This window comes from Pinibacter soli (assembly GCF_029961145.1).
Lineage (GTDB): Bacteria > Bacteroidota > Bacteroidia > Chitinophagales > Chitinophagaceae > Pinibacter > Pinibacter soli.
In genome coordinates this window covers 429,864-442,463 of sequence record NZ_JASBRG010000001.1, presented here as the reverse complement: position 1 = coordinate 442,463, position 12,600 = coordinate 429,864, and the positions used below count along the sequence as shown (strand labels likewise).

Annotated in this window: 16 protein-coding genes; 6 read left to right on the top strand and 10 right to left on the bottom strand. The window is 40.2% G+C overall.

Features of this window, described 5'->3' with window-relative positions; translation table 11 throughout:
- Positions 1 to 114: 114 nt before the first annotated feature.
- The gene (locus QJ048_RS01720; protein WP_282332599.1) at positions 115 to 837 is read right to left on the bottom strand and encodes a type III pantothenate kinase; all 723 of its coding nucleotides are present in this window, start codon (positions 835 to 837) and stop codon (positions 115 to 117) included.
- A 290-nt stretch (positions 838 to 1,127) separates the two neighbouring features.
- Complete coding sequence (locus QJ048_RS01715) at positions 1,128 to 1,772, bottom strand: LON peptidase substrate-binding domain-containing protein (RefSeq protein WP_282332598.1); 645 nt, start codon at positions 1,770 to 1,772, stop codon at positions 1,128 to 1,130.
- Positions 1,773 to 1,890: 118 nt separating this feature from the next.
- Between QJ048_RS01715 and QJ048_RS01710 the strand changes: the two genes are divergently transcribed.
- A complete protein-coding gene (locus tag QJ048_RS01710; RefSeq protein WP_282332597.1) occupies positions 1,891 to 2,691 on the top strand; it encodes a glycosyltransferase family 2 protein in 801 nt (266 codons plus the stop codon).
- A 16-nt stretch (positions 2,692 to 2,707) separates the two neighbouring features.
- Positions 2,708 to 3,673 carry a glycosyltransferase family protein gene (locus tag QJ048_RS01705; RefSeq protein ID WP_282332596.1) on the top strand — a complete coding sequence of 322 codons (966 nt, stop codon included), beginning with the start codon at positions 2,708 to 2,710 and terminating at the stop codon, positions 3,671 to 3,673.
- Here the strand turns inward: QJ048_RS01705 and QJ048_RS01700 are convergent.
- Positions 3,663 to 4,484, bottom strand: coding sequence for a glycosyltransferase (locus tag QJ048_RS01700; protein WP_282332595.1), 822 nt, complete (start codon positions 4,482 to 4,484; stop codon positions 3,663 to 3,665). The two genes, QJ048_RS01705 and QJ048_RS01700, sit on opposite strands and share 11 nt — an antisense overlap.
- Before the next feature lie 56 nt (positions 4,485 to 4,540).
- Positions 4,541 to 5,692: a glycosyltransferase family 87 protein gene (locus QJ048_RS01695; protein WP_282332594.1), complete on the bottom strand. Its 1,152-nt coding sequence runs from the start codon at positions 5,690 to 5,692 to the stop codon at positions 4,541 to 4,543.
- 246 nt (positions 5,693 to 5,938) lie between these two features.
- Between QJ048_RS01695 and meaB the strand changes: the two genes are divergently transcribed.
- Positions 5,939 to 6,817 carry a methylmalonyl Co-A mutase-associated GTPase MeaB gene (meaB, locus tag QJ048_RS01690; RefSeq protein WP_282332593.1) on the top strand — a complete coding sequence of 293 codons (879 nt, stop codon included), beginning with the start codon at positions 5,939 to 5,941 and terminating at the stop codon, positions 6,815 to 6,817.
- On the opposite strand, the gene QJ048_RS01685 is transcribed toward meaB, so the two are convergent.
- The 3 genes from QJ048_RS01685 to QJ048_RS01675 form a co-directional block, all read right to left on the bottom strand.
- Positions 6,814 to 7,032, bottom strand: coding sequence for a hypothetical protein (locus QJ048_RS01685; protein WP_282332592.1), 219 nt, complete (start codon positions 7,030 to 7,032; stop codon positions 6,814 to 6,816). The genes meaB and QJ048_RS01685 overlap by 4 nt on opposite strands.
- Positions 7,033 to 7,161: 129 nt before the next feature.
- The gene (locus QJ048_RS01680) at positions 7,162 to 7,758 is read right to left on the bottom strand and encodes a glutathione peroxidase (protein WP_282332591.1); all 597 of its coding nucleotides are present in this window, start codon (positions 7,756 to 7,758) and stop codon (positions 7,162 to 7,164) included.
- Positions 7,759 to 7,810: 52 nt separating this feature from the next.
- Positions 7,811 to 9,232: an aldehyde dehydrogenase gene (locus QJ048_RS01675; protein WP_282332590.1), complete on the bottom strand. Its 1,422-nt coding sequence runs from the start codon at positions 9,230 to 9,232 to the stop codon at positions 7,811 to 7,813.
- Between the two features lie 105 nt (positions 9,233 to 9,337).
- On the opposite strand from QJ048_RS01675, the gene QJ048_RS01670 reads away from it, so the two are divergent.
- The 3 genes from QJ048_RS01670 (at position 9,338) to QJ048_RS01660 (ending at position 11,347) form a co-directional block, all read left to right on the top strand.
- Positions 9,338 to 9,775: a nucleoside deaminase gene (locus QJ048_RS01670; protein WP_282332589.1), complete on the top strand. Its 438-nt coding sequence runs from the start codon at positions 9,338 to 9,340 to the stop codon at positions 9,773 to 9,775.
- A 251-nt stretch (positions 9,776 to 10,026) separates the two neighbouring features.
- Positions 10,027 to 10,635, top strand: coding sequence for a superoxide dismutase (locus QJ048_RS01665; RefSeq protein WP_282332588.1), 609 nt, complete (start codon positions 10,027 to 10,029; stop codon positions 10,633 to 10,635).
- A gap of 103 nt (positions 10,636 to 10,738) precedes the next feature.
- Positions 10,739 to 11,347 (top strand): hypothetical protein, encoded by a 609-nt coding sequence (locus QJ048_RS01660; protein ID WP_282332587.1) that lies wholly within the window; start codon positions 10,739 to 10,741, stop codon positions 11,345 to 11,347.
- 150 nt (positions 11,348 to 11,497) lie between these two features.
- On the opposite strand, the gene yidD is transcribed toward QJ048_RS01660, so the two are convergent.
- The 3 genes from yidD to rpmH all read right to left on the bottom strand — a co-directional run bounded on the left by yidD (position 11,498) and on the right by rpmH (position 12,371).
- Entirely contained in the window at positions 11,498 to 11,692 is a 195-nt protein-coding gene (gene yidD / locus QJ048_RS01655) for a membrane protein insertion efficiency factor YidD (RefSeq protein WP_282332929.1), read from the bottom strand.
- 58 nt (positions 11,693 to 11,750) lie between these two features.
- Positions 11,751 to 12,146 (bottom strand): ribonuclease P protein component, encoded by a 396-nt coding sequence (gene rnpA, locus QJ048_RS01650; RefSeq protein WP_282332586.1) that lies wholly within the window; start codon positions 12,144 to 12,146, stop codon positions 11,751 to 11,753.
- A 69-nt stretch (positions 12,147 to 12,215) separates the two neighbouring features.
- Positions 12,216 to 12,371 (bottom strand): 50S ribosomal protein L34, encoded by a 156-nt coding sequence (rpmH, locus tag QJ048_RS01645; RefSeq protein ID WP_217793100.1) that lies wholly within the window; start codon positions 12,369 to 12,371, stop codon positions 12,216 to 12,218.
- Between the last annotated feature and the right edge of the window lie 229 nt (positions 12,372 to 12,600).

Below are 12,600 nucleotides of genomic sequence, written 5' to 3'. Positions count from 1 at the left end.
GAATGATGATCGCGAATGGTGAATGGTGGATCGTGAACGATAGCCGACAATCATGCATGCCTCACAGGGGACATCCATTCACGATTGACGATTCACCATTCACGATTCGCGTCTTCACGAATTCGCTTCACTCAGGGCGTACAAACCTTTAAACAATAGGTCCGGATCGGAAGTCAGTTGCGTTTTCAAATGCGGTACAAAATATTGTGCATTACCTCCGGTAAGCATAACATTGAAATTACTATATTTTTCAGCATAAGCTTCTGCTATGCCATCAATTTCTTTGGCCATGCCCAGCAAAACGCCACTTAAAATATTTGTTGTAGTATCATATCCTATCAGTGGAAAATTCCAGTTCTCTTTTACCAATGGAAGTTTCGCAGTAAAAGTTTGCAGGCTTTTGAAACGCATATCCATGCCCGGCGAAATGCTTCCACCAATAAACTCGTGGTATTTGTTTACGTAGTTATATGTAATACACGTGCCAAGGGCTATAACAAGATTATGCTTTCCCGGAAAAAGATTAACTGCTGCGGCAACCAACGCGAGCCTGTCGGCGCCAATGGTTTCAGGCTTTGCAACAGGTGTTGTAAAATTTAGTTTTGTAAGATGCGAGAGTTTATGAAAAGAAGTTTTTTCTGCAAGAATTTTTTCTATTGCTTCATCGTGATTGATAACAGATGAGAGAATTGTTTTTTGAGGTTGCAGTTTTTCCAGCAACATCGCTACTTCATCATTGTCTGCTCTTTCAAGATTTTCTACCCCCTTTAATTGGTCATTTTCGAAAACAGCGTATTTCAATCGTGTATTTCCGAAGTCAAAACAAATAGTAGTCACCACAGTCAGGTTTTTTGTGCGCCAAAAGTAGGGAAGAAAATGGCACGCAGATGACACTGATTAGACTGATTTGCACTGATTTTTTTCTAAACCGCAAAGAACGCGAAGTGTGCGCAAAGGAAACGAGGGCATGTTAGGATCTTCGTTCCCTTTGCGGCTTTGCAGCTTGCTATCTATTTTGCTGTAGCTTCTTTGTGTTCTTTGCGGTAAAAAAGATGAAAAGGCTCTTGTTAGCCAGCAAATGAAAAATCAGCGTAAATCAGTCTAATCAGCGTCATCTGCGTGCTCTCTCAAATCTCCAGATCCAGCCCGGAAAGGTTCTTGAAATGTCCATTCAGCTTAACACGTTCTTTCAAGTGTTCCATTTCGGCGATTATTGGCAGCACTTTGTTGAGGTGGCGCTTAAGATATTCCTGCCGCTGTAGCTCCTGAAAAAGGCCAAGCAGTTCGTACTCTTCTTCAAGGGATAACCCGGCGTGATGCGCAATATCGTAGCTAATTAGTGCCTCGTCCGGCTTGTTAAAGTCTTTCTTTATCTTGAGTAGTTCGTGAAGATTTTTTACCGCCAGAACCACTTTTTGCATCAACTCGCGGTTTCCCTTGTCCTCGACGTTTTCGGGGTAGTTTACGATTGCGCCGCTGTACAATTTTTCAGGAATGGTGCTGATCGTTTCCAATACCCGGAAAATCTCAACTCCGGTGGTTTTAATATCCATTTCACCGTTATCATAGGTCTTCGAGACTTCCTGTATGGAAACCAAAGTACCCAGCTCGCTCACACGGTTATTGATGACCGCTGGAATTCCAAATGGTTTATTGTTATCCTTACACTCGTTTATCAATTGCTTATAGCGCGGCTCGAAAATATGCAGGTTCAAATTTTCCCCCGGATACACCACAACCCCCAACGGAAATATGGGAATAAAATTTGTCATAACATCTTATTATAGCTGAAAGTTACGAAGTTCAATAAAGTTAATTTTTTTGACCTGATAAATTTAAAATGGTAAAATTGCAAACTTTGATTTTCACATTTTTTAAAAGATTTGTTTAATGAATGGCTTATCTGTAGTGGTTATTACTTATAACGAGGAGCACAACATTGCACGTTGCCTTGATTCAGTTAAGGCAATTGCAGATGAAATTGTTGTGCTGGATTCATTCTCAAATGATGCCACTAAAACCATTGCATTAAAAATGGGGGCCAAAGTATACGAGCAAGCTTTTTTGGGTTATGTGGAGCAAAAAAATAAGGCCCTGGAGTATGCTGAAAATAATTATGTGCTGAGTCTTGATGCGGATGAGGTACTTGATGAAACACTGATACAGGCTATTAAAGCATTGAATAAGAATTATGAAAAGGCCGATGTGTACAACATGAATCGGTGCACGCAATACTGCGGCAAATTTATCAGACATGGCGCATGGTATCCGAATCGGCGCGTTCGCTTATTCAATAAGAAGATTGCGAAATGGGGAGGCATCAATCCTCACGACGTAGTGGTTTTCGATAGTGCGAATGTTCGCAAACAATATTTAAAAGGCGACATTTTACATTACTCGTATAACAATCTCGAAGAGCATATTATTCAAAATAATCGCTTTAGTACAATCTCAGCGATGTCATACTTTAAATTGGGAAGAAAGTCGGGTTGGATCAAAATGTCAGTTAATCCGTTTTGGGCATTTATCAACAGTTACTTTGTACGCATGGGTTTTCTGGATGGTTATTTCGGATATGTTATTGCAAAAAATATTGCGAGCCTTACCTTTATGAAGTATTACAAACTATACGCATTGCAAAACGGCATTCCTGTTTCGCCAGCCAATAATAAACAAGTCAAAACCCCTTAATCCCAGATTGCAGCTCATGAAACCCCAAAATGAAATACTCATCAGCGGATTCACAATGGTTAGAAATGCCACCAAGCTTTATTACCCAATTAAAGCTTCGATAGAATCCATTTTGCCAATCGTAGATGAATTTGTAGTAGCACTTGGAAATTGTGATGCAGAAGATCACACATTGGAGGAAATACAAAAGATCAACTCAGATAAAATAAGAATTGTAAACACAGTTTGGGATCTTGAAGGTTATCCTAATGGCGGCGAATATGCGCATCAAACAGATATTGCAAAGAGCGAATGCAAAGGCAAATGGCTTTTTTATTTGCAAAGCGATGAAGTGGTGCATGAAAAATATTTGCCTGCTATCAGGAAAAAATGTGAGGAGCTTGAGAATAACAATGAGATTGAAGGACTTTTGTTCGACTACAAACATTTTTGGGGAGACTACTCCCATCACATTGTTTCTCATGCGTGGTACGCGGAGGAAATACGGATCATAAGAAACAATCCGGATATTCATTCCTGGCGCGACGCACAGTCATTCAGGCGTATACCAAACTTTGACGGAAGAAGTTATTTCCAGAAAGAAGATACCTTTAAGCTTAAAGTAGTTAAGGTTGACGCATGCATTTATCACTACGGCTGGGTAAGGCCTCCGCAGCTGATGCAGAAAAAGAAAATTTCTTTTGAAACAGACGTAAATGGTAAAGAGAAGGTAGCAGAAATGTTTAAAGATGCGTCAAACGAATTTGATTATGGCGATCTTAGTAAACTCGAAGTATTCAAAGAAACACATCCTGCTGCGATGAATGAGTTTATTGCAAGGTTCAACTGGCAGGATCAATTATATCCGAATCGCTCGTTTTATCAAAAGCATAAGCACGATAAAACCAAGTACCGTGTACTTAGCTTTATCGAACAAAATATTTTAGGAGGAAAACAGATTGCTTCTTTCAAAAACTATATAAAAGTAAAGCCTAGCCGATAACGTCTTTATACAGGACTTTTTCCCTGTCGCCCCATTTTTCTTTTAAGCTGATAAGATTGCCTTTGTCTGTAAACGAAGGCAATTTTTTTGAACGCAGCGTAAGGCGCTGGTAGTGGTGAATGTATACTCCCAATGCAAGCTGCAGCGGCTGAATATCTTTATGTTCGAGCGATCTTGCTTTGGTTCTGTAAAAGAGATCGAAGTCAGCAGATTGAATTCTTTCATCCCATTTGCCAATTTTTTCCAACGCACTTCTTTTAATGATAATGCATGAACCACTGAATCCTTCGATAACAGCATCTCCAAATTGCTCATATCGTTTTTCGCAATACTTGTCAAAGTTGCCGTACATTAATTCGAGCATCCAGTTCAGTGCTTTGTAGCCAACTCCAAAAATGGCGCGGATAGGATATTTTATTTTCTTCCATTTCCTGTGCACTTTTTTCTGTACCTGTTTATTTTCCAGATGATCATTGGTTGCAAAAGAAATCACTTCAATGCCTCTTTTGTTCATCACGTCGATGATTCTTTTATCCCAATCTTTTGAAAGAATAATATCGTTGTTAAGGAAAGCCAGATATTCATATTTCGCCACGTCGATGCCTTGGTTTTGGCAATATGGGTATGAGTAATTAGACTCGTTTGCTATTACTACATCAGCATTTTTTTCGAAAAACTCTCTGCTGCCATCGGTAGAATTATTGTCAATAATTATCAACTCGTAAGGCACGGAAGTAGTGGCACGCAACCGCTCCATGAATAATTGATTCATGGCAAGCTGGTTATGAATAGACGTGATTATGCTGATCATGATGGTTGTAACTGATTGGTCTGGAAAAAAACAAAAATATCTAAAAATAATTTCTCTTATGCAGGTTCCGGAATTGTTAGAAATTGTTTCCTCCAAATCTGGTAAATAATGATAAACCACACAGCAATACTGCCAACTGCTTTAATGCAATACGGCCTCATAAAAACATCTCTGAAATGCGGCGTGAAAAGGTCAGTTTGCGAAAGGCTGGTCAGTACAAATGAGGCAACCATTACTATGTTTACCCATCTTGCAGGTTTTTGCAGCGTATACCAAAGACATATTGCAACAAACGAAATAATGTAAGTCGGCGTTTCAGAACCGCTGCTGAATATCACAACGAAAATAAGTGTTGAACAAAGAATGTATAATTGCAATCGCTTGTCACTAAAGTATTTGAAGTGTATATATTGAGTGGCGAACAAAATCATTCCAGTAATAATAACGATGCCATTGCTTACTTCCAGGTGAAGCGCTCTTTGCAGGAAGCCCGGCAGGGAAATATTCTGAAACATGCTTTCACCGTTGTTTGCATTTTTCCGTTGAAGTGTATTCTTCCAGTCAACATAGGTTTGCAGAATGAATGATGGGTTGGACAATAACATTGGCGCCACAAAGAACAACACCGACCACACCAGCAACCATAATATGAATTTGAATGGTTTGGGAGAAAAGAAGAAAAAGGCAAGGCCCACGATACCATAGATTTTAACAAACGTAGCGATCATTATGAAAAAGGCAGCCTTCCATTCTTTCTCTTCTTTCAGAAAACAATAGCCCAGAATAATGCAGGCAGCCACAGCCCCATTGGTTTGCACATACGAAGCAACATTCATCATCTCCATCGAAGAAACGATAAGGATAAACGCTTTTTTGTCTTTAGAAATGTCCAGCTTATTGATGGCGAAGTACAGCAACCATGCATTCGCAAGCGCCCATACGATGGCGCCGATGCCATTCGGCAAATAGGTGAAGGGTGCTATGACAAGCCCAAATACAGGACCGTAGAGGTTTTCATTAAAAGGGATATAAATGTTGTGTTGTGCAATCAGGTTCAGATACACATTCTTGAATACAATGTAGTTGTGAATGCGTCCTTTTAGCACTTCTGGCAACACGCCAACAAACGATAACGTGAACCACAAAAAAGTAGCAAACTTGTGATTTCTTAAAATCTCGCCGCTTTTTACGCTCTTGATAATATTCATACAAATGTCAGAAAGGGTTTAGAGTTATAGGCGGGTCAGGTTTAATCTTCTTAAAACTTAAATATAAGGGCCGCAAAGTAAACAATAGTTAGCGGATATCTGATGGGTAAATAATAGATTTGTGCATTAGTCGCAAGTCAAAAGGACAAGTCAAAATTCAAAAGAGTATAATGTAGCCGGTGTACGCGACTGTTCGGTGCAAAGCGGGGAATTGCGACCAGTTTAACCTAAAACTCACAACTTGCCATGCCAGATCGTGATACAAAGTCTTTAGCCCGAAGCATTTCCCTCGTGGAAAACGAAGTTCGGGGATATGAGGACATTTTAAAATCAATCCCCCATAATGCCACTCCTGTTATCGGGGTAACCGGGCCTCCCGGTGCCGGAAAAAGCACGCTTACCAATGAGTTGATCAAAGAAATAGTAAAGCAGGGAAAACAGGTTGCTGTGCTTTGTGTGGATCCGTCTTCCCCTTTTAACCTCGGCGCATTATTAGGAGATCGCATACGCATGAGTGAGTGGTACAACAATCCAAATGTGTTTATCAGATCGCTGGCGAGCCGCGGCGCATTGGGTGGGTTACATCCAAAGATCATTGAATTGACTGATCTCGTAAAAATGGCCGCGTTTGACTACATCATCGTTGAAACGGTAGGTGTTGGACAAAGCGAAATTGAAATTGCAGGACTAGCAGATATCACTGTGGTGGTACTGGTTCCGGAATCAGGCGATGAAGTGCAGGCGATGAAATCGGGCCTCATGGAAATCGCAGACATTTTCGTTGTCAACAAAAGCGACAGGCCCGCTGCTGATCTTTTTATGAAAAATCTGCAATTGCTGCTCTCTACCAATCATAAAAACGAACCGCCTGCAATTGTAAAAACAATTGCTTCGCAAGGAGAAGGAGTGGATAAGCTTTTTCATACCATCAATGCAAGATTGAAAACGCAGTCAGCCAATAACAAAAGAGAATGGCTGCTGACGGAAAAAGCATTCCATTTAATTCAGCATAAAAGAATGAAGGACATTGACAAAGTGTCTTTAAAACAGGACATAAAAAAAGCCCTTGAAAACAGGAGCTTTAACTTATATGCGTTTGTAGAAAAATGGCAGACTGTAGACTAAGCTTCTCTATTGTTTTTCCACCATTGAAAACCAATAAATCCGAGAATAGCCAGCGGCATAAATCCGAGATAGATAATGCCGACGTTGAGGGCCTTGGCGGGTTTTTCTCCCAATTGTTGCGCCGTTTTTGTACAGATAGAACATTGTGCTTTCGCCACAGACAGACTGAAACTCAACAATATAACCAACACAACAGGCACAATTCTCTTTTTCATGCACAAAAATATTAAGATGCAAAGTTAAGACTTTGAGATGTACGATGTACGGAGTACAGTGTACGAAAGTCATTAAAGTGTTACTTCATAACGAATTTCGTACACCGTAGATCGTACTTCGTACACCATTTATTTCGCAGCGTTCACTGCACTAACAATTTGCTCACTCAATGGCGACACTGATGGGTCAAAATAGTTTGTCAGATTTCCTTTTTCATCAACAAGATATTTTGAGAAGTTCCATGACGGCTGCTGATCGTTCCATCCATTTTTTCCCTTGTTGCTTAACCAATTAAAAATGGCATTTTGATCGTCGCCTTTTACTACACTGCTTTTCGCTGCAAGAGGAAAAGTAACGCCGTAGTTGATTTTGCAAAAGCCGGCAATTTCTTCGTCGCTGCCTTTTTCCTGTTCTTTAAAATCATTTGCAGGAAACCCAATAATCAAGAGTTGATTGTTATAAACTTCGTGTAGTGTTTGTAATTCGCTGTACTGGCCCGTATAGCCGCAATTGCTGGCTGTATTTACGAGGAGTATTTTTTTGCCTTTAAAGCTATTCATGGAAACGCGTTGACCATTATTTAAATGCAAAGACAAATCGTAGATAGATGTAATGGATTTCAACTTCCCTGTATTTTGCAATGCTTTATTTCTGGCGCCAAATCGGTTTGTCATCTTCATCAGCAACGGATAAGCTGCTTTCAGTATTTTTTGTTTGAACGTCATAGTTGTAATTCAAAATGCAAAAATAAAACTTAGAAAAGCTTTGGCAACGGGTCTATTTCAATATTTTTTTCAGCCATTTCAGCTTGCCTTCGTACGGCGGATATTTTAGAGAAGGGTCGATCCAGTTAGGTGTTTTTAAAACTGCCTTTGTATGGGTAAATGCTTCAAAAGAATATTTGCCATGATAACGACCGATGCCACTATTACGAATGCCGCCGAAAGGTAAATTGTCATTTGTAAAATGCAGCGCCGTATTGTTTACGCAACCACCGCCGAAACTAACACTTCCCAGCCATTGCTGTTCTTTCTTTTTCGAATTGGTAAAAACATAGAATGCCAGCGGATCTGGATTTTGCATAACAATTTTTCTGGCTTCTTCAAAAGTTGAATAAGAAATGACAGGCAAGATGGGCCCAAAAATTTCCTCATTCATCAAAGAACTATCAAGGTTTATATCAGTTATTAATGTTGGTGAAATGTAAAGCGTCTCAGCGTCTGTCTTTCCTCCGTAAATTAGTTTCCCCTGCGATAAATATTTTACAAGGGTATCAAATCTTCTTCTTGTAATTATTTTACCATAGTCATTACTGTTAGATGGATCATTGCCATACATTTGTTTTATTGCTTCCGTGAGTGACTGAATGAATTGATCCTTTATAGACTCATGCACGAGCACATAGTCTGGGGCAATACAGGTTTGACCCGCATTAGTAAATTTTCCTAACGCAATTCTCTTCACTGCCGTTTTTAGCGCAGCATCGCTCTCTACAATACAGGGACTTTTTCCACCGAGCTCAAGCGTAACAGGCACAAGTTTTTTCGCAGCAAGTTCATAAACGCTTTTTCCAACAGGAACACTTCCGGTATAAAAGATATGGTCAAAACGGAACGTGTTCATCAGCTCCGGAACTACAACGGATCCATCTCCCTGCGCAACAAAAATGTATTCACTCGGAAAAGTTTTTGTAATGATCTTTTCGATAACCGCTGCACTTGCCGGTGCTAGTTCTGACGGTTTCACGACAACACAATTTCCACCAGCAATGGCCCCCGCAATCGGCAGCATGCAAAGTTGAAAAGGATAGTTCCACGGAGCAATAATAAACACCACGCCTAATGGGTCGCGAATCAAATAACTTTTGGATGGAAGATTTACAAGATTGGTGCTTACTTTTTCAGGAAGCATCCATTTATGCAGATTTTTAAGCGCCTTGTTTATTTCTGCATGTGTTAGTCCGATTTCTGTGGCATATGCTTCAGCAGCATTTTTTTTGAGATCAGTAAAAAGCGCCTGCAAGATTTCTTCCTCGTGCTCAATGATTGCTTGCTTGAAACGCTGCAATTGTTGCTTTCTGAATTCATAACTTCTCGTTGCACCGGACTCGAAATAGCTGCGCAACCTTTCTGCATTGCCCGTTAACGTGGTGTAAGGCATCGCAGAAGCAGGAACAATATCGGGAACGTTTGCAAGCATATACTCAATTTGAGATTTGAAATTTGAAATTTGAGGCAGCATTTTTCATTCTCAAATTTCAAATCAATTTACAGCTAATTCAGGGCAAATAAATAATTTCGTTTAATGACAGACGAATATTTCATGCAGATGGCATACCGGGAAGCGCAGAAGGCCTTTGAGGAAGGAGAAGTGCCCGTAGGAGCCATTGTGGTAATGAATGATAAGATTATAGCAAGAGGATATAATCAGGTAGAAAAACTGAACGATCCTACTGCGCACGCCGAGATTATTGCCCTTACTTCGGCATTCAATTACATCGGGGCAAAATATTTGCCGGAGGCTACCTTATACGTAACCGTAGAACCGTGCCTTATGTGCGCCGGTGCATTGTACTGGGCAAAAGTGGGGCGCATTGTGTGGGGAGCCGATGATGAAAAAAATGGACATAAGCGCATCACCGGTGTCAATTTCCCTTTTCATCCCAAAACGGTGATTACAACCGGCACCATGAAACAGGAATGCTCGGAATTAATGAAAAGTTTTTTTAAGGCAAGGAGATAGGCGGGAATTGAAAGTTGAAAATTGAAAGTTGAGAGTTGAGAGTTGTTGTTGGCAGGTCACATAATTTTGTTTAAGATAATTTAATACAACGATTTGCTAAACAAAACAGTCGGCAGTGGCCCGCTTTCAAGGGTTTGTGGCAAATGTCTTACAACGTTCAACTCTTCACTTTCAACTCCCAAAAAAACCATTACATTTGTTATCCGTTCAACGAATTTTAGAACAATCATTTAACTTTAAAAACTATAATTATGGCGTTTACATTACCTGCGCTGCCGTATGCGCACAATGCCCTGGAGCCTCACATCGATGAGCTTACTATGCAAATCCACCATGGTAAACACCACCAGGCATATGTAGATAATCTGAATAAAGCAATCACAGGAACTCCAAACGAAAATAAAAGCCTTGAAGAGTTAGTTGCTGCTGCAGGTACTATTTCTCCTGCTGTTCGTAACAATGGCGGTGGTCACTGGAACCACAGCTTTTTCTGGGAATCACTGGCACCAAATGCAGGTGGTCAGCCAAGCGGTGCTTTAGCTGATGCTATCAATGCTGCTTTCGGTTCTTTCGATGCATTTAAAGAAAAATTCAATACTGCGGGTGCTACACGTTTTGGTAGCGGCTGGGCATGGTTGTTGGTAAAAGACGGCAAACTGGAAGTTTCTTCTACTCCAAACCAAGACAATCCCTTGATGGATGTTGCTGAAGTAAAAGGCGCGCCAATTTTGGGTGTTGACGTATGGGAACATGCTTACTACCTGAAATATCAGAACCGTCGTCCTGAATATCTTGGAGCTTTCTGGAACGTAGTTAACTGGAACAAAGTAGCTGAGCGTTTTGCCGCTGCTACAAAATAACCAGTAGTAATAAAAAAAAGTTGTTATTTGCGATCCCGGAACTTTAGCTCCGGGATTCTTTTTAACACGAAGAAGTAACCTGATAACCATTTAAAACACAAAAATGAAAAAACTATTTTCACTGGTAACAATCGCTGCCTCTGTAGCACTTGTATCCTGCTCAGGCGGTAGCAACACTAAAAAAGTATTGATCATGTCGAGCGGCAAGCTTACAGTAGATGCACAGAACATGGCAAACATTAAACAAGAGCCAGGCACTCAGCATAACGAACAATATGTAACTTTTAATACAGGCGATAAAGTTGTATTGAACGTAGAAACGCCTTCCGGCAAACAAAGCTTTTCCGTTGATGCTCCGGGTTTGTATGTATTGAATTTGAAAACAGATACATTGGTGGGCGGTTACAAAAACTTCGGTAGCGGTCCTGGAGAAACAAAAATCACACAGGCTCAGCTACAGGAGAAAATTGACAGTTTGCAACAGTTGGTAAATGGTCAGGGTGTTACAGAAGCCAAAAAGAACTTCTTCATCGTACCGGGCAAATTGCAGAAAGTTAGTGCAAATACAGACGCACAAATCTTCGGACCATTCAATCAATTGCCAGGTTCTTTCAGCTCTGATAACGATAAAGCTCCTGAGGTATATAAATTCTACACAGCGCCAGATGCAAGAGAAGTGTTGGATAGAACAGTGAAGATGCTGAAGCAGTAAGAACCAATTAATAATTAATAATTAAGAATTAATAGAGCGGCGTTCGTTATTGAATGCCGCTCTATTTTTATTTGCACACAGGTGTGCTTGTGCTAAACTTACAGTGTGACACCTATTAATTTTAAATTATTAATTATTAATTGCCATTGCCTACGGCAATGGATCATACCCATGCCCTCCCCACGGATGGCAGCGAATGATTCTTTTGAAGGCTAGCCAAAAACCTTTTAGCGGGCCATACTTTCTGAAAGCCTGCAAGGCATAAGTGGAACAAGTAGGAGTGAAGCGGCATTTAGGGCCCAGAATGGGCGAAATTATCCACTGATATAGTTTGATCAATAACACAAAAGGAGAGATCAATATTCGCTTGACCAGGCTTACTTTCTCAACTTCTTCAATATGGTTATGATCGCTGCACAATTTGTTCCGAAAGTTTAGTGATGATAATATCCATTTTCTCGCACACCTCGGTATAGGTAGGAATTACTTTACCTGTGTAAATAAAAAACACGGCAAGTTGCAGATTCTTTGCCTCAAGAATTTCCTTCAAAGGAATTTTTCTTAACCTGTAAGCCTCGCGGGTAAGGCGCTTTATCCTGTTTCTATCTACAGCTCTCTTGAAATATTTCTTACTGGCACTAACTCCGGCTTGCACCGGGGTATCGGCAGACAACTCGGTGAACAAGTAGTACACACGAAAAGGAAACACGTTCATAGACTTACCTTTTTGAAAAAGTGAATCTATCAGTTTTCTGCTTTTAAGCCGTTCTGTTTTTCCTAATGTATGTACTTTGTTCAATGAATATGATTTAAACAAAAATAGCTCCACAACAGCGGAGCTATAAATTATTTGGAATAAAGCTAAGTTTTATTTCGCTTTTTTCTCGTCAGAAACAGTTAGTTTCTTACGACCCTTTTTACGGCGGGAAGCCAATACTTTACGTCCGTTAGCAGTTTGCATGCGTTTACGGAAACCGTGAACGGTTTTACGACGACGTTTGTGTGGTTGAAATGTACGTTTCATTTTATTACTTTTTTAACCCGTTTTAACTAATGCGCCTTGCGGCAATTTTACTTCAACTTCACAACGGGTCACCATACCCGTCGGCGTGAAAGGGACGGCAAAGGTAAATCAGGGAGGGTAAAATTCAAAAAGATTTTTAGTAATTGAAAGTTGAAAATTGAAAGTTGAAAATGAAGGATGTTAAACTATTGGAAATGAGTTTACTATAAAAAAAATCCAATTTTCAACT